At 60.5% G+C, this 16,017-nt stretch carries 13 protein-coding genes; 10 read left to right on the top strand and 3 right to left on the bottom strand.

Features of this window, described 5'->3' with window-relative positions; genetic code table 11:
• Positions 1–5: 5 nt before the first annotated feature.
• Positions 6–899, bottom strand: coding sequence for a LysR family transcriptional regulator ArgP (locus PSH69_RS05715; RefSeq protein ID WP_018926572.1), 894 nt, complete (start codon positions 897–899; stop codon positions 6–8).
• A gap of 96 nt (positions 900–995) precedes the next feature.
• Between PSH69_RS05715 and PSH69_RS05710 the strand changes: the two genes are divergently transcribed.
• The 10 genes from PSH69_RS05710 (at position 996) to PSH69_RS05665 (ending at position 14,872) form a co-directional block, all read left to right on the top strand.
• Complete coding sequence (locus PSH69_RS05710) at positions 996–1,397, top strand: ACT domain-containing protein (protein WP_305411328.1); 402 nt, start codon at positions 996–998, stop codon at positions 1,395–1,397.
• Between the two features lie 5 nt (positions 1,398–1,402).
• Positions 1,403–2,005: a LysE/ArgO family amino acid transporter gene (locus tag PSH69_RS05705; protein ID WP_305411327.1), complete on the top strand. Its 603-nt coding sequence runs from the start codon at positions 1,403–1,405 to the stop codon at positions 2,003–2,005.
• 176 nt (positions 2,006–2,181) lie between these two features.
• Positions 2,182–2,778, top strand: coding sequence for a superoxide dismutase (locus PSH69_RS05700; RefSeq protein ID WP_007938876.1), 597 nt, complete (start codon positions 2,182–2,184; stop codon positions 2,776–2,778).
• Between the two features lie 341 nt (positions 2,779–3,119).
• Positions 3,120–5,171 carry a bifunctional diguanylate cyclase/phosphodiesterase gene (locus PSH69_RS05695; RefSeq protein ID WP_018926575.1) on the top strand — a complete coding sequence of 684 codons (2,052 nt, stop codon included), beginning with the start codon at positions 3,120–3,122 and terminating at the stop codon, positions 5,169–5,171.
• Positions 5,172–5,376: 205 nt separating this feature from the next.
• Complete coding sequence (locus PSH69_RS05690; protein ID WP_305411326.1) at positions 5,377–6,711, top strand: imelysin family protein; 1,335 nt, start codon at positions 5,377–5,379, stop codon at positions 6,709–6,711.
• Positions 6,712–6,962: 251 nt separating this feature from the next.
• Positions 6,963–8,390, top strand: coding sequence for a di-heme oxidoredictase family protein (locus PSH69_RS05685; protein WP_305411325.1), 1,428 nt, complete (start codon positions 6,963–6,965; stop codon positions 8,388–8,390).
• Positions 8,391–8,417: 27 nt separating this feature from the next.
• Positions 8,418–9,482 (top strand): imelysin family protein, encoded by a 1,065-nt coding sequence (locus tag PSH69_RS05680; protein WP_018926578.1) that lies wholly within the window; start codon positions 8,418–8,420, stop codon positions 9,480–9,482.
• A 14-nt stretch (positions 9,483–9,496) separates the two neighbouring features.
• Positions 9,497–10,594, top strand: a complete 1,098-nt coding sequence (locus PSH69_RS05675) for a DUF1513 domain-containing protein (RefSeq protein ID WP_018926579.1) — start codon at positions 9,497–9,499, stop codon at positions 10,592–10,594.
• 89 nt (positions 10,595–10,683) lie between these two features.
• Entirely contained in the window at positions 10,684–11,832 is a 1,149-nt protein-coding gene (locus tag PSH69_RS05670) for an efflux RND transporter periplasmic adaptor subunit (RefSeq protein ID WP_305411324.1), read from the top strand.
• Positions 11,833–11,845: 13 nt separating this feature from the next.
• The gene (locus PSH69_RS05665) at positions 11,846–14,872 is read left to right on the top strand and encodes a multidrug efflux RND transporter permease subunit (protein WP_305411323.1); all 3,027 of its coding nucleotides are present in this window, start codon (positions 11,846–11,848) and stop codon (positions 14,870–14,872) included.
• Between the two features lie 57 nt (positions 14,873–14,929).
• Here PSH69_RS05665 and PSH69_RS05660 read toward each other — a convergent pair whose 3' ends face one another.
• Together PSH69_RS05660 and PSH69_RS05650 are read right to left on the bottom strand one after the other, a co-directional pair.
• The gene (locus PSH69_RS05660; protein ID WP_026331876.1) at positions 14,930–15,157 is read right to left on the bottom strand and encodes a hypothetical protein; all 228 of its coding nucleotides are present in this window, start codon (positions 15,155–15,157) and stop codon (positions 14,930–14,932) included.
• Between the two features lie 141 nt (positions 15,158–15,298).
• Positions 15,299–15,967: a class I SAM-dependent methyltransferase gene (locus PSH69_RS05650; RefSeq protein WP_019581540.1), complete on the bottom strand. Its 669-nt coding sequence runs from the start codon at positions 15,965–15,967 to the stop codon at positions 15,299–15,301.
• Positions 15,968–16,017 lie beyond the last annotated feature (50 nt).

Genomic DNA, 16,017 nt, shown 5'->3' with positions numbered 1-16,017 from the left:
AGCCGTCAGTCCAACGGCACCAGCCATTGCTTCGACGAGCGCACCAATTGATCGGTGAGTAACCCCAACAGCTGACCGCCATTGCGCCAATGATGCCAGTACAGCGGCACATCGATCGGCTTATCTGGCAAAAGCTCCACCAATTGGCCGCGCGCCAGTTGCTCGCGCACCTGCAATTCAGGCACCAGGCCCCAGCCAAGCCCTGCTTCCGTGAGACGAAGAAACCCTTCGGAAGACGGGCATAAATGGTGTTCGAAACCGCCATTCACGCCGACTGACGCGAGGTAACGATGCTGCAGGAAATCGTCCGGGCCAAATACCAGCGCCGGGGTTCTGGCCAACTGATCGGCGCGCACACCTTGGGGAAAATGCCGGGCAATGAATGCAGGGCTGGCCAACGCACGGTAGCGCATCGCCCCCAACAGCACGCTGCGCGCACCGGCCACCGGCCGCTCACTGGCGCACAGACACCCCGCCACTTCGCCTGCGCGCATGCGTTTGAGGCCGACGGTCTGGTCTTCCACCACCAGGTCGAGCAACAGATGCTCCTGCGCGCAAAAATCCCCCACCGCCGCAGCCCACCAGGTGGCCAGGCTGTCAGCGTTCAGCGCGATGCGCAGGCGTTCCGGCAGGCCTTCTTCGTCCAGCGCCGGCACCAGGCTTTGCAGATCGCGCTCCAGCAATCGCACCTGCTGCACATGGTTGAGCAATCGCCGGCCAATCTCCGTCGGAGCCGGAGGCGTGACCCGCACCAGCACCGGTTGGCCGACCCGCGCCTCAAGCAGTTTGATGCGCTGGGAGATGGCCGATTGGGACAAGCCCAAGACCTGCGCGGCGCGTTCGAATCCGGCCTGCTCGATCACGGCGGCGAGCGCGGACAGTAATTTGTAGTCGAACATCAGTTTTCCTAATGAGCGATCAGCACTATTGGTTTTTCTTATACAACTTCCCACCGGAGAATGGCCAGCAAGAACTCTTGAACAAGGATCACCAACATGGCTGGCGAAACCTCATTGGCAACCCTGCTGCGCAGCATGAGCCCGCAACTCAACGACGGCGAATACGTGTTCTGCACCTTGCCCGACGGCAAGCTGCCCACTGGCCTTGAGATTGTCGGCAGCTTCCGCGAACAGGAAGGGCTGACGGTGATTCTGCAACGTTCCCACGCCGAGAAGGCCGGTTTCAGCTTCGACTACATCGCTGCCTGGATCACCTTGAACGTGCACTCAGCCCTTGAAGCCGTCGGCCTGACCGCCGCGTTCGCCACGGCACTGGGCCAGGCCGGCATCAGTTGCAACGTGATTGCCGGCTACTACCACGACCATTTGTTCGTCGGCCAGGCCGATGCCGAACGCGCCCTACAGGTGCTGCGGGATCTGGCGACCAACGCGGAGTAAACGTTATGTGGCAAAGCTATGTGAACGGCCTGTTGGTGGCCGCCGGGCTGATCATGGCGATCGGCACTCAGAATGCGTTTGTGTTGGCTCAGAGCCTTCGACGTGAACATCACCTGCCGGTGGCGGCGCTCTGCGTCACCTGCGATGCGTTGCTGGTAGCCGCCGGGGTGTTCGGCCTGGCGACGTTGCTGGCGCAGAACCCGACCCTGCTGGCCATCGCTCGTTGGGGTGGCGCGGCGTTTCTGCTGTGGTATGGCACCCTGGCCCTGCGTCGGGCGTGCTCGAAACAAAGCCTGCAACAAGGCGAGAACCAGACCGTGCGCTCACTACGGGCGGTGCTGCTCAGCGCTTTGGCGGTGACCTTGCTCAACCCGCACGTTTATCTGGACACCGTGTTGCTGATCGGCTCCCTTGGCGCACAACAGACCGAGCCCGGTGCTTATGTCGTGGGCGCGGCCAGTGCTTCGTTGCTGTGGTTTTTTACCCTGGCCCTTGGCGCAGCGTGGCTGGCGCCGTGGTTGGCACGCCCCAGTACCTGGCGAATTCTCGACCTGTTGGTGGCCGTGATGATGTTCGCTGTAGCGTTCCAGTTGATCATCGCTTCATGATTTATTCCAAAAGGCTCTGGAACCTCTATTCCACACAGTTGTTGCGTGGTTATGCCGCACCCCCGGTGCTATGATCCGATCCCTGCGCCGCAAAGAGTACAAACTCCCCGGCGCATGTCTGGCCGCCCGTGATCGGCCTTGCGCTCACCGCAACTGACCTGATTAGGAGAATCATCATGGCTTTCGAATTGCCGCCGCTGCCTTACGCGCACAATGCCCTGCAGCCGCACATTTCAGAGGAAACTCTGCAATACCACCACGACAAGCACCACAACACCTATGTCGTGAACCTGAACAACCTGGTGCCAGGCACCGAGTTCGAAGGCAAGACCCTGGAAGAAATCGTCAAGACTTCCTCGGGCGGTATCTTCAACAACGCCGCTCAGGTCTGGAACCACACTTTCTACTGGAACTGCCTGGCGCCAAACGCCGGCGGTCAACCAACCGGCGCTCTGGCTGATGCCATCAACGCTGCTTTCGGTTCGTTCGACAAGTTCAAGGAAGAGTTCAGCAAAACGTCCATCGGCACCTTCGGTTCCGGTTGGGGCTGGCTGGTGAAAAAGGCTGACGGTTCCCTGGCCCTGGCCAGCACCATCGGCGCCGGCAACCCGCTGACCAGCGGCGACACCCCGCTGCTGACCTGCGATGTCTGGGAACACGCTTACTACATCGACTACCGCAACCTTCGTCCGAAGTACGTCGAAGCGTTCTGGAACCTGGTCAACTGGAAATTCGTGGCTGAGCAGTTCGAAGGCAAAACCTTCACCGCTTAAGCTTCGCGCCAGTCAAGAAACCCGGCTTTTATGCCGGGTTTTTTACGCCATCGAAAATCCGTACGTGGGGCGTGCTTTCCCACAACGCGAGCCGCATTCGCCCTCTTGCCCCCGCAGCACAGCGGTCTAACATCAACACAAGGAAAAATTGCCTCAACCTCCTCAAGTTGAAGGCCCCGGCAACCGACACAGTGTTAATAGGGCAAATACTCCAAACTGCAGCCTATCGGCCAAGCTACCGGCAATATCCCCCGGGTTGGATTGTCCCTTTGACTGCCATCACGGGATTGCCAATACTCATGGCAACTTGACGCTACCCGCACGGAACAAGGAATAACCCTTTGAAGCTGGAACTCAAGAACAGCTTGTCGGTGAAGTTACTCCGGGTCGTGCTCCTGTCGGCATTGATCGTCGGCGTAGTCTTGAGCTGCGCACAAATTGTTTTCGATGCCTATAAAACACGTCAGGCGGTTGCCAACGATGCCCAGCGCATCCTCGACATGTTCCGCGATCCCTCCACTCAGGCGGTCTACAGCCTGGATCGGGAAATGGGCATGCAGGTGATCGAAGGCCTGTTCCAGGATGACGCCGTGCGCATGGCCTCCATCGGCCACCCTCACGAAGCCATGCTCGCGCAAAAATCCCGCGAGCTGCAGCAGTCCCACAGCCGCTGGCTGACAGACCTGATCCTCGGCCAGGAACGCACGTTCACCACCCAACTGGTGGGTCGCGGTCCCTACAGCGAGTACTACGGCGACCTGAGCATTACCCTCGACACCGCCACCTACGGCCAGAGCTTCATCGTCAGCTCGGTGATCATCTTCATCTCTGGCGTCTTGCGCGCCCTGGCCATGAGCCTGGTGTTGTATCTGGTTTACCACTGGCTGCTGACCAAACCATTGTCGCGGATCATCGAACATCTGACTGAAATCAACCCGGACCGGCCCAGCGCCCACAAGATCCCACAGCTCAAGGGTCATGAAAGAAACGAGCTGGGGGTCTGGATCAACACTGCCAACCAGTTGCTCGAATCCATCGAGCGCAACACTCACCTGCGCCACGAAGCAGAAAACAGCCTGTTACGCATGGCCCAGTACGACTTTCTCACCGGTCTGCCGAACCGCCAGCAATTGCAGCAACAGCTGGACAAGATCCTTGTCGACGCCGGCAAATTGCAGCGTCGGGTCGCGGTGTTGTGTGTCGGGCTCGATGACTTCAAAGGCGTCAACGAACAGTTCAGCTACCAGACCGGCGACCAGTTGCTACTGGCCCTGGCCGATCGCCTGCGGGCTCACAGCGGCCGCCTCGGCGCCCTCGCCCGCTTGGGTGGCGACCAGTTCGCGCTGGTCCAGGCCGACATCGAACAACCCTACGAAGCCGCCGAACTGGCCCAAAGCATTCTCGATGATCTGGAAGCGGCGTTCGCCCTCGATCATCAGGAAATCCGCCTGCGCGCCACCATCGGCATCACCCTGTTCCCCGAGGACGGTGACAGCACCGAGAAGCTGCTGCAAAAAGCCGAGCAGACCATGACCCTGGCCAAGACGCGCTCGCGCAACCGCTATCAGTTCTATATCGCCAGCGTCGACACGGAAATGCGGCGGCGTCGCGAGCTGGAAAAAGACCTGCGCGACGCCTTGATCCGCGACCAGTTCTACCTCGTCTACCAGCCGCAGATCAGCTACCGCGATCATCGCGTGGTAGGTGTCGAGGCGTTGATTCGCTGGCAGCATCCCGAGCATGGGCTGGTGCCGCCGGACCTGTTCATCCCGCTGGCCGAGCAGAACGGCACCATCATCGCCATTGGCGAATGGGTGCTGGACCAGGCCTGCAAACAACTGCGCGAGTGGCACGATCAGGGCTTCGTCGACCTGCGCATGGCGGTGAACCTGTCCACCGTGCAATTGCACCACGCCGAGTTGCCGCGGGTGGTCAATAACCTGCTGCAGATCTACCGCCTGCCACCGCGCAGCCTGGAACTGGAAGTCACCGAAACCGGCCTGATGGAAGACATCAGCACCGCCGCCCAGCACTTGCTGAGCCTGCGTCGCTCCGGCGCGCTGATCGCCATCGACGACTTCGGCACCGGTTATTCGTCATTGAGTTACCTGAAAAGCCTGCCGCTGGACAAGATCAAGATCGACAAGAGCTTCGTCCAGGACCTGCTCGATGACGACGACGATGCGACCATCGTCCGGGCCATCATCCAGCTGGGCAAAAGCCTGGGCATGCAGGTGATTGCCGAAGGCGTGGAAACCGCCGAGCAAGAGGCCTACATCATCTCCGAAGGCTGCCACGAAGGTCAGGGCTATCACTACAGCAAACCGCTGCCGGCGCGGGAATTGAGCGTCTACCTCAAGCAGGCCCAGCGCAGTAACGCGGCCATTTTGTAAGGGCACAAAGATCGCAGCCTCGTTTCACTCTAGGAGCTGTCGAGTGAAACGAGGCTGCGATCTTTTAATGTGCCCCCATCTTTGCGTGAATAAGAAATATTTACAGGCGCAACCCTTTACAGATAATGCGAAAGATTTGCATTATGTGGCACTTTTGCGCGCCGCCCGTGCGCGCCCACTCCATCACCGAAGCAGGATGTTCGCCATGATTCGTATGCCTCTGGCCACCGCCAGTCTGCTGGCCATCGCTATTTCCCTCGCCGGTTGCGGCGAAGGCAAAGACAAGGCTGCCGCTCAACAAGCGCCGACCCCGGCCGCCAGCACAGCTGCGCCTGCTACCACCGCTAAAGTCGATGAAGCCGCCGCCAAGGCTGTGGTCGCGCATTACGCCGACATGGTCTTTGCCGTTTACAGCGATGCCGAATCCACCGCGAAAACCCTGCAAACCGCCGTCGACGCGTTCCTCGCCAAGCCGGACGCCGACACTCTCAAAGCCGCCCGGGCTGCCTGGGTCGCGGCCCGCGTGCCTTACCTGCAGAGCGAAGTGTTCCGCTTCGGCAACACCATCATCGACGACTGGGAAGGCCAGGTGAACTCCTGGCCACTGGACGAAGGCCTGATCGACTACGTCGACAAATCCTACGAACACGCACTGGGTAACCCGGGCGCCACCGCCAACATCATCGCTAACACCCAGATTCAGATCGGCGAAGACAAGGTCGACGTGAAAGACATCACCCCGGAAAAACTCGCCAGCCTGAACGAGCTGGGCGGTTCCGAGGCCAACGTCGCCACCGGCTACCACGCCATCGAATTCCTGCTCTGGGGCCAGGACTTGAACGGCACCGGCCCTGGCGCCGGCAACCGCCCAGCCTCCGACTACCTGGAAGGCAAAGGCGCTACCGGCGGTCACAACGATCGTCGTCGCGCTTACCTGAAATCCGTGACTCAGCTGCTGGTCAACGACCTGGAAGAAATGGTCGGTAACTGGAAGCCGAACGTGGCCGACAATTACCGCGCCACCCTGGAAGCGGAACCTGCTGAATCCGGCTTGCGCAAAATGCTGTTCGGCATGGGCAGCCTGTCCTTGGGCGAACTGGCGGGCGAGCGCATGAAAGTTTCCCTGGAAGCCAACTCCCCGGAAGACGAACAGGATTGCTTCAGCGACAACACCCACAACTCGCACTTCTACGATGCCAAAGGCATTCGTAACGTGTACCTGGGCGAATACACCCGTGTCGACGGCACCAAAATGACCGGCGCCAGCCTGTCGTCCCTGGTGGCCAAGGCCGATCCGGCGGCCGACACCACGCTGAAAGCCGACCTGGCTGCGACCGAAGCCAAGATCCAGATCATGGTCGATCACGCCAACAAGGGTGAGCACTACGACCAACTGATCGCTGCCGGTAACACCGCTGGCAATCAGATCGTGCGCGACGCCATCGCCTCGCTGGTCAAGCAGACCGGTTCGATCGAAGCCGCTGCTGGCAAACTGGGCATCAGCGACCTGAATCCGGACAACGCTGATCACGAGTTCTGATCAACGCTGGCTGAGTGAATAGAAAGGCGACCTTCGGGTCGCCGATCGTTCCCACGCTCTGCGTGGGAATGCCTCAACGGACGCTCCGCGTTCGGCTATTGATGCGACGCAGAGCGTCACGGGCTGCATTCCCACGCAGAGCGTGGGAACGATCAGTGCCTCACATCAACCAAACGATAATTCCTCTTATTCAAACTCCCCTGCCCTGTTAGACTTTGCGCCCTTGTTTTGCTCGTCTTGCAGGATGTCCGATGCCCACGCTGCCTCTTCGCTTGTCTGCACTGTTGCTGGCCCTGGGCCTGAGTGCCTGCGATGACGCCCCGCGTTTTACCCAGGCCGAACCCGGTGAAGCCCGGTCCGGTGGCAGCGCGACAGTGCGCAAGACCGATAAGAATGCATTCTCCTTGCCCTCCGCCAATCTGCCGCCGTCACGGCGCGTCGACTTCAGCGTCGGCAATAGCTTCTTTCGCAGCCCCTGGGTGATCGCGCCGTCGACCACCACCGCCCGCGATGGCCTCGGCCCGTTGTTCAATACCAACGCCTGCCAGAACTGCCACATCAAGGACGGACGCGGTCATCCGCCAACGCCCGATGCGCCGAATGCGGTGTCGATGCTGGTACGCCTGTCGATCCCCAATGCCCCCGCCTACGCCAAGGTCATCGAACAACTGGGCGTGGTGCCGGAGCCGGTCTACGGCGGCCAGTTCCAGGACATGTCGGTGCCCGGCGTCGCCCCGGAAGGCAAGGTGCGCGTCGATTACACACCGGTCCCGGTGCGCTTCAAGGACGGCAGCGAAATCGAATTGCGCAGGCCGACCTTGCAGATGACCCAACTCGGCTACGGCCCGATGCACCCGGACACGCGTTTCTCGGCGCGCATCGCACCGCCGATGATTGGCCTGGGCTTGCTTGAAGCGATTCCCGACGAGGCCATCCTGGCCAACGCCGAAGCCCAGGCCCGGGAAAAAAACGGCATCGCCGGGCGGCCGAACCGGGTCTGGGACGACGCGCAGCAAAAGACTGTTCTCGGACGATTTGGCTGGAAAGCCGGGCAACCGAACCTCAATCAGCAGAATGTTCATGCGTTCTCTGGTGATATGGGCCTCACGACCAGCCTGAAACCCATTGATGACTGCACCGACGCCCAAACTGCTTGCAAGCAGGCTCCCAACGGCAATGGCCCGGATGGCGAGCCGGAAGTCAGCGACAACATTTTGCGTCTGGTGCTGTTCTACAGCCGTAACCTCGCCGTGCCGGCCCGTCGCGATGTTGGCGCACCTGAGGTGCTGGCCGGCAAGAATCTGTTTTTCCAGGCCGGATGCCAGTCCTGTCACACCCCTCAATTCACCACCGCCGCCAACGCCGCGGAACCTGAATTGGCCAATCAAGTGATTCGCCCTTACAGCGATCTGCTGCTGCACGACATGGGCGACGGTCTGGCCGACAACCGCACCGAGTTCAAGGCCAGTGGCCGCGACTGGCGTACGCCGCCGTTGTGGGGCATCGGCCTGACGCAGACGGTTAGCGGCCACACCCAGTTTTTGCATGACGGCCGCGCCCGTAACTTGCTCGAAGCCGTGCTCTGGCATGGCGGCGAGGCAAAAGCGGCGCAACAACAGGTTTTGTCTTTCAACGCCGAGCAGCGCGCGGCGTTGCTGGCGTTTTTGAATTCCCTTTAATACGTATTCCTTCAGCGGGAGCCCGACATGTTCCGTCCCAAATTGTTGTTCACCAGCCTTGCCGCCCTCGCCCTGGGCGCCTGTTCGCCCCAGGATCCGCAAGCGGTCACCTCGGCGGCCATCGCCAAGCAAGTGATCCTGCCGAGCTACAGTCGTTGGGTGGAAGCCGACCGGCAATTGGCGGTCAGCGCCCTGGCGTTCTGCCAAGGCAAGGAAACCCTGGACACCGCTCGCGCCGACTTCCTGCACGCGCAAAAAGCCTGGGCCGAGTTGCAACCGCTGTTGATCGGGCCGCTGGCCGAGGGCAACCGTTCGTGGCAGGTGCAGTTCTGGCCGGACAAGAAAAACCTCGTCGGCCGTCAAGTCGAGCAACTGGTCACTGCGCAGCCGCAGATCGATGCTGCCGCCCTGGCCAAGTCCAGCGTCGTGGTGCAAGGCCTCTCGGCTTATGAATACATCCTGTTCGACAGCAAGATCGACATGGCCGACAGCGCTCAGAAAGCCAAATACTGCCCGCTGCTGACCGCCATTGGCGAGCGTCAGAAGCAACTGGCCGAAGAGATCCTGTCGCGCTGGAACACCAACGACGGCATGCTCGCGCAGATGAGCAAATTCCCCAACCAGCGCTACGCCGACTCACACGAAGCGATCGCCGATCTGCTGCGTGTGCAAGTGACTGCGCTGGACACCCTGAAGAAAAAACTCGGCACGCCGATGGGCCGTCAGAGCAAGGGTACGCCACAGCCATTCCAGGCCGATGCCTGGCGCAGCCAATCGTCGCTCAAAGGCATGGAAGCAAGCCTGAGCGCTGCGCAAACCGTCTGGGTGGGTGTCGACAACAAAGGCCTGCGCGGTCTGTTGCCGAGCGAGCAAAAACCGTTGGCCGACAAGATCGACGCGGCCTACGCAGCGTCCCTGAAACTGCTTGCCGGCAACCAGCGCTCGCTGACCGACATGCTCACCGACGATGCCGGTCGCCAGCAGCTGAACGACATTTATGACAGCCTCAACGTTGTCCACCGCTTGCACGAAGGCGAACTGGCCAAGGCGCTGGGCATCCAATTGGGCTTCAACGCCAACGACGGCGACTGATGAGGGCAAGTGCCATGCTGCGACGCCAGGCTCTGACGTTAGGGAGTTTGCTGCTGGGTGCGGTGACACTGGGCGGCTGGACGCTGTTCAAGCAAAAGGACAAAAGCCCGCTGCTGCTCTCGGCGCGGGACGACGGTGACGGCAAGCACTATGCCGTCGGTTATCGACTGGACGGCACCCGGGTGTTTGCGACCCAGGTCGGTCAGCGCTGCCATGACATCATCAACCACCCGACATTGCCGATTGCGCTATTCGTCGCTCGGCGCCCGGGCACCGAGAGCTACCTGATCGACCTGCGCGACGGCACGCTGCTGCAAACCGTAGTGTCGCAGCCGAACCGGCACTTCTACGGTCACGCGGTGATTCACCAGAGCGGTGACTGGTTGTACGCCACCGAGAACGACACCTCCGATCCGGGCCGTGGCCTGCTTGGTGTGTATAAGTTCGAAGGTGAGCGACTGGTGCACAGCGGCGAAATTTCCACCCACGGCGTCGGCCCGCATCAGGTGTCGTGGATGCCCGATGGCGAGACGCTGGTGGTGGCCAACGGCGGCATTCGCACCGAGGCCGAAAGCCGGGTCGAGATGAACCTCAATGCCATGGAGCCGAGCCTGGTGCTGATGCAACGCGACGGCACGCTGCTGAGCAAGGAAACGCTGGCCCAGCAGATGAACAGCGTGCGGCACTTGGGTATCGCCAGTGACGGCACCATCGTCGCCGGTCAGCAGTTCATGGGCGATGCTCACGAATCATCGGAGCTACTGGCGATCAAGCGTCCCGGTCAACCGTTCGTGGCATTCCCGGTGCCTGAGCATCAGTTGCAGGCCATGGGGCATTACACCGCCAGCGTTGCCGTACACAGCGAACTGCGCCTGGTCGCCCTGACCGCGCCGCGGGGCAACCGCTTTTTTATCTGGGACCTGGACAGCGGTGAAGTACGCCTGGATGCACCACTTCCCGATTGCGCCGGGGTCGGGGCCGTGGCCGATGGTTTTGTCGTGACCTCCGGGCAAGGCCGTTGCCGGTTCTACGATTGCCGCCAGACAAACCTTGTTGCAAAACCTCTGGAATTGCCTGCGGGGCTCTGGGACAACCACCTTCACCTGATCTGAACACGCAACCTGTAGCAGCTGGAATCCCCCTCATACTCAGAGTAATGTTTCCGCCTGTCTCACCTGATTTTCTCCAAGGAAATGGAAATATGCTGCGTCGCCGCATGCTGATCATGTTGGGTGTTGTCCTGCTAATCGTGCTGGTCCTGGCCGGTTACAAAGCCTTCTCCATCTATACGATGATGAAGGGCTTCTCTGTGCCGAAACCACCGATCAGTGTCGCCGTGGCTACCGCCACCGAACGTCCGTGGCAAAGCCGTTTGCCCACGGTCGGCACCCTTACGGCGCTGCAAGGGGTCGATCTGAGCCTGGAGGTCGACGGCACCGTCAAGGAAGTTCAGTTCGAGTCAGGACAGAAGGTCAAGGTCGGTCAGCCGCTGCTGCAACTCGACAGCGCCGTGGAAACCGCCCTGCTGGCAACCGCCCAGGCCGACCTGGGACTGGCGCAACTGGATTACGGTCGCGGCAGCCAACTGGTAGGCAGCCAGGCTATTTCCAAAGGTGAGTTCGACCGACTCTCGGCGGTATTGCAAAAGAGCCGGGCCACGGTCAATCAGCTCAAGGCGGCGCTGGAAAGAAAACGTATCCTCGCACCGTTCAGCGGGACCATCGGTATTCGTCGGGTAGACGTCGGCGACTACGTAGCCAGCGGCACGATGATCGCCACCCTGCAAGACCTCAGCAGCCTCTACGTCGACTTCTTTGTACCCGAGCAGGACGTGCCGAAGATCACCCTCGGCCAATCGGTACAGGTCATTGTCTCGGCCTACCCGACGGAGACTTTCCCCGGCACCGTCAGCGCGATCAACCCGAAGGTAGAAAGCAGCACCCGTAACGTGCTGGTGCGCGCTACCCTGGCCAACCCCGACGGCAAACTCCTGCCGGGGATGTTCGCCAGCCTGCAGGTGTTGTTGCCCGATCCGCAGCCGCACATCGTGGTGCCGGAAAGCGCGATCAGCTACACCCTTTATGGCAACTCGCTGTATGTCGTCGCGCAGAAAAAGGCCGAAGACGGCAGCCTCGAGAAAGACGACAAGGGCGAACCGGTTCTGATCGCCGAACGACGTTTCGTCGAAACCGGCGAGCGCCGCGACGGGATGGTCATGATCACCAAAGGCGTGCAGAACGGCGAAAAAGTGGTCACGGCTGGTCAGCTCAAACTGGACCACGGCGCGCACGTTGCCATCAGCGACGACAAGACCCTGGCTGAGAAGAACAGTCAGCCGCGCGCTGACTGATCAAGGAATCCCCATGGCTTTTACCGATCCGTTCATCCGCCGCCCGGTGCTCGCCACCGTGGTCAGCCTGTTGATAGTGCTGCTGGGCTTCCAGGCCTGGAGCAAGTTGCCGCTGCGCCAATACCCGCAAATGGAAAACGCCCTGATCACGGTGACCACCGCTTATCCCGGAGCCAACGCCGAGACCATCCAGGGCTATATCACCCAACCGATGCAGCATAGCCTGGCCAGCGCCGAGGGCATCGACTACATGACCTCGGTCAGTCGCCAGAACTTCTCGGTGATCTCGATCTACGCGCGCATCGGTTCCAACACCGACCGCCTGTTCACCGAACTGCTGGCCAAGGCCAACGAGGTCAAGAACCAGCTGCCCCAGGACGCCGAAGACCCGGTGCTGAGCAAGGAAGCCACCGGCGCCTCGGCGCTGATGTACATCAGTTTCTTCAGCAACGAGCTGAGTAACCCGCAGATCACCGACTACCTGTCCCGGGTTATCCAGCCGAAACTGGCGACCCTGCCGGGCATGGCCGAAGCCGAGATTCTCGGCAACCAGGTGTTCGCCATGCGCCTGTGGCTGGACCCGGTGAAACTCGCTGGTTTCGGCCTGAGCGCCAGCGATGTGACCAACGCCGTGCGCCAGTACAACTTCCTCTCCGCCGCCGGCGAAGTGAAAGGCGAGTACGTGGTCACCAGCATCAACGCCAACACCGAACTCAAATCCGCCGAGGCCTTTGGCGCAATTCCGCTCAAGGTCGACGGTGACAGTCGTGTGCTGTTGCGAGACGTGGCGCGGGTCGAGATGGGCGCGGAGAACTACAACACCATCAGCTCCTTCGGCGGCACACCCTCGGTGTACATCGGCATCAAGGCCACACCCGGCGCCAACCCGCTGGACGTGATCAAGGAAGTGCGCAAGATCATGCCGGACCTGAAGGCCCAACTGCCGCCAAACCTCAAGGGCGAAATCGCCTACGACGCCACACTGTTCATCCAGGCCTCCATCGACGAAGTGTTGAAAACCCTGTTCGAAGCGGTGCTGATCGTGATCGTGGTGGTGTTCCTGTTCCTCGGTGCCCTGCGTTCGGTGGTGATCCCGGTGGTGACCATTCCGCTGTCGATGATCGGCGTGATGTTCTTCATGCAGATGATGGGCTACTCGATCAACCTGCTGACCTTGCTGGCGATGGTCTTGGCCATCGGGCTGGTGGTGGATGACGCCATCGTGGTGGTGGAAAACATCCACCGGCACATCGAAGAAGGCAAGACACCGTTGGATGCGGCCATCGAGGGCGCCCGGGAAATCGCCATGCCGGTGGTGTCGATGACCATCACCCTGGCGGCGGTCTATGCGCCGATCGGCTTCCTGACCGGCCTGACGGGGGCGTTGTTCAAGGAGTTCGCCCTGACCCTGGCCGGGGCGGTGGTGATTTCCGGTGTCGTCGCCCTGACGCTGTCGCCGATGATGTGCGCCATGCTGCTGCGCCACGATGAAAACCCCAGCGGCCTGGCCCATCGCCTGGACGTGATCTTCGAAGGCCTCAAGCGCCGCTACCAGCGTGTGCTTCACGGCACTCTCAACACCCGGCCGGTAGTGCTGGTGTTCGCGGTGATCGTGCTGTGCCTGATTCCAGTACTGCTCAAGTTCACCAAGTCGGAACTGGCGCCGGACGAAGACCAGGGCGTGATCTTCATGATGGCCAATGCCCCGCAACCAGCCAACCTCGACTACATGAACGCCTACACCGACGAGTTCGTCGCCATTTTCAAGGAGTTTCCCGAGTACTACTCCTCGTTCCAGATCAACGGCTTCAACGGCGTGCAATCGGGGATCGGCGGCTTCCTGCTCAAACCCTGGAATGAACGCCACCGGACCCAGATGCAGATCCTGCCGCTGGTCCAGAGCAAACTGGAAAGCATTCCCGGGCTGCAAATATTCGGCTTCAACCTGCCGTCCCTGCCAGGCACCGGCGAGGGCTTGCCGTTTCAATTCGTGATCAACTCGGCTAACAGCTACGAGGCGCTGTTGCAGGTGATGGACCGAGTGAAAAAAAGAGCGATGGAATCCGGCAAGTTTGCTTTTGTCGACGTCGACCTGGCCTTCGACAAGCCCGAAGTGGTGGTGGATATCGATCGCGCCAAGGCTGCGCAGATGGGTGTGTCCATGCAGGACCTGGGCGGTACTCTTGCGACGATGCTGGGCGAGGCGGAGATCAACCGGTTCACCATCGAAGGTCGCAGCTACAAGGTCATCGCTCAGGTGGAACGGCCCTACCGCGATAACCCTGACTGGCTGAACCATTATTACGTCAGGAACACCAAGGGCGAACTGCTGCCCCTGTCGACCCTGATCACCGTGACTGACCGCGCGCGGCCGCGTCAGTTGAACCAGTTCCAGCAACTCAACTCGGCGATTCTTTCCGGGGTCCCGCTGGTCAGCATGGGTGAAGCCATCGACACCGTGCGCCAGATCGCCCGGGAAGAGGCGCCGACGGGTTACGCCATCGACTATGCCGGTGTCTCACGGCAATACGTTCAGGAAGGCAGCGCGCTGTGGGTCACCTTCGCCCTGGCCTTGGCGATCATCTTCCTGGTGCTGGCGGCCCAGTTCGAAAGCTTCCGCGATCCGCTGGTGATTCTGGTGACTGTGCCGCTGTCGATCTGTGGCGCATTGATCCCGCTCTTCCTCGGCTGGTCGAGCATGAACATCTATACCCAGGTGGGGCTGGTGACGTTGATCGGACTGATCAGCAAGCACGGGATCCTGATCGTCGAGTTCGCCAACCAGTTACGCAAGGAGAAAGGCCTGACACCTCGCGAAGCGGTGGAGGAAGCGGCGGCCATTCGCCTGCGTCCGGTATTGATGACCACGGCGGCGATGGTGTTCGGCATGGTGCCGTTGATCATCGCCACGGGCGCGGGAGCCGTCAGCCGGTTCGACATCGGCACGGTGATCGCAACGGGGATGTCGATCGGGACGCTGTTCACCTTGTTCGTGCTGCCATGCATTTACACGTTGCTGGCCAAGCCTGATAAGCCTTAGCGGCAAAAAGCAAAAGGCCTCGCAACTGCGAGGCCTTTTATTTGGGCTTCAATCTGTTCAACTCTGTGGCCTCAGTCCCTGAGAAAGTCCGAACATGAACAGTAACAAGTCATGATCGGGTTGAGTGGCCACGGGTGCTTTGGCTACCCGGGGCAACGGACAATGTGCGTCGCCGTGCACGGAACTGAGGACCTGCGTGCGGGGCTGCTCCCAGGCAGCCACCGCCAAAGAAGCAACTGCCAAGGCTCCGGCTAAAAACAAACCTCGTGCAATTTCGAGTTTCATTGCGATAAGCCTTTGATAGCGCTGCCAAACGCCTTGTTATAAAAGTAGACGAGTTTTTCCCAGTCTGTATCGCTGAACGACGAGTGGCGACGCCCTTGCTTCAGGTCATGGGGCGCGGCTGCAAAGTGCACTGTCATTCTGTTACCTCTTGCGTAATACATAGACCCGCCACATGGCATAGAGCGGTAAAAAATCCATTTGCCCCTGAATATGGAAACCCGCCTGCTCGAACTCCTTTTCAATCGTAGCAGCCGGTAACACAAATCGAGTCTGATAACCTTCCTGCCCACGCTGCCTCTCGGCGCGCTTGCGTTTCCAGGCCTTGAAATTGCCGTCGACCCATAACGAAACGATCACGCTGTCGCGGGTGACACGCTCGAATTCGCGCAGGATGGTCAGTCGTTGCTCGGCTTCACCGATGTGATGGAGCAGACGCATGCAGAAAATGCTGTCGACCGCGTTATCGGGCAAGGCAATGTCGAATGCAGAAGTGTGCAAGGGTTGTACCCTTTTGACCACGTCGGCGGGTTGCGTGCGCATGGCAGTCTTGAGCATGGACACCGAGTTGTCGGCCCCGATGATGACACGGTTGTGCTTTTCCGCGAGCAACGGCCAGAAACGCCCGGCACCGCAGGGCAAATCGAGGACCAGGCCAGGTTCACCGGCCAACGCCAGGGCCTTTCGCGCCAGGTGTTCATCACGCCATTGGGACAGCCGGCGACCGAGCCCCACCTGGTGCTTGCGCACATTTTGCTGTGCGGGTTGATCGTCGTATTTTTCGGAGAAGCCGAGCTTTATCGGGCCAGCCATGACTGCAATCTCCTGAGCTTCTGATGACAACCACCTTAAATTACGGGGTG

Origin of the sequence: Pseudomonas sp. FP1740 (assembly GCF_030687165.1) — a bacterium.
GTDB lineage: Bacteria > Pseudomonadota > Gammaproteobacteria > Pseudomonadales > Pseudomonadaceae > Aquipseudomonas.
The sequence above is the reverse complement of the archived record's forward strand: the minus strand, read 5'-3'. Positions and strand labels throughout refer to the sequence as shown.

Coding starts and splice junctions, on each gene's coding strand:
- PSH69_RS05690 (WP_305411326.1), top strand. CDS start 5,377: ATGATTCGTATGCCTCTGGCCACCGCCAGTCTGCTGGCCATCGCTATT.
- PSH69_RS05680 (WP_018926578.1), top strand. CDS start 8,418: ATGTTCCGTCCCAAATTGTTGTTCACCAGCCTTGCCGCCCTCGCCCTG.
- PSH69_RS05705 (WP_305411327.1), top strand. CDS start 1,403: ATGTGGCAAAGCTATGTGAACGGCCTGTTGGTGGCCGCCGGGCTGATC.
- PSH69_RS05700 (WP_007938876.1), top strand. CDS start 2,182: ATGGCTTTCGAATTGCCGCCGCTGCCTTACGCGCACAATGCCCTGCAG.
- PSH69_RS05710 (WP_305411328.1), top strand. CDS start 996: ATGGCTGGCGAAACCTCATTGGCAACCCTGCTGCGCAGCATGAGCCCG.
- PSH69_RS05650 (WP_019581540.1), bottom strand. CDS start 15,967: ATGGCTGGCCCGATAAAGCTCGGCTTCTCCGAAAAATACGACGATCAA.
- PSH69_RS05685 (WP_305411325.1), top strand. CDS start 6,963: ATGCCCACGCTGCCTCTTCGCTTGTCTGCACTGTTGCTGGCCCTGGGC.
- PSH69_RS05660 (WP_026331876.1), bottom strand. CDS start 15,157: ATGAAACTCGAAATTGCACGAGGTTTGTTTTTAGCCGGAGCCTTGGCA.
- PSH69_RS05715 (WP_018926572.1), bottom strand. CDS start 899: ATGTTCGACTACAAATTACTGTCCGCGCTCGCCGCCGTGATCGAGCAG.
- PSH69_RS05665 (WP_305411323.1), top strand. CDS start 11,846: ATGGCTTTTACCGATCCGTTCATCCGCCGCCCGGTGCTCGCCACCGTG.
- PSH69_RS05675 (WP_018926579.1), top strand. CDS start 9,497: ATGCTGCGACGCCAGGCTCTGACGTTAGGGAGTTTGCTGCTGGGTGCG.
- PSH69_RS05670 (WP_305411324.1), top strand. CDS start 10,684: ATGCTGCGTCGCCGCATGCTGATCATGTTGGGTGTTGTCCTGCTAATC.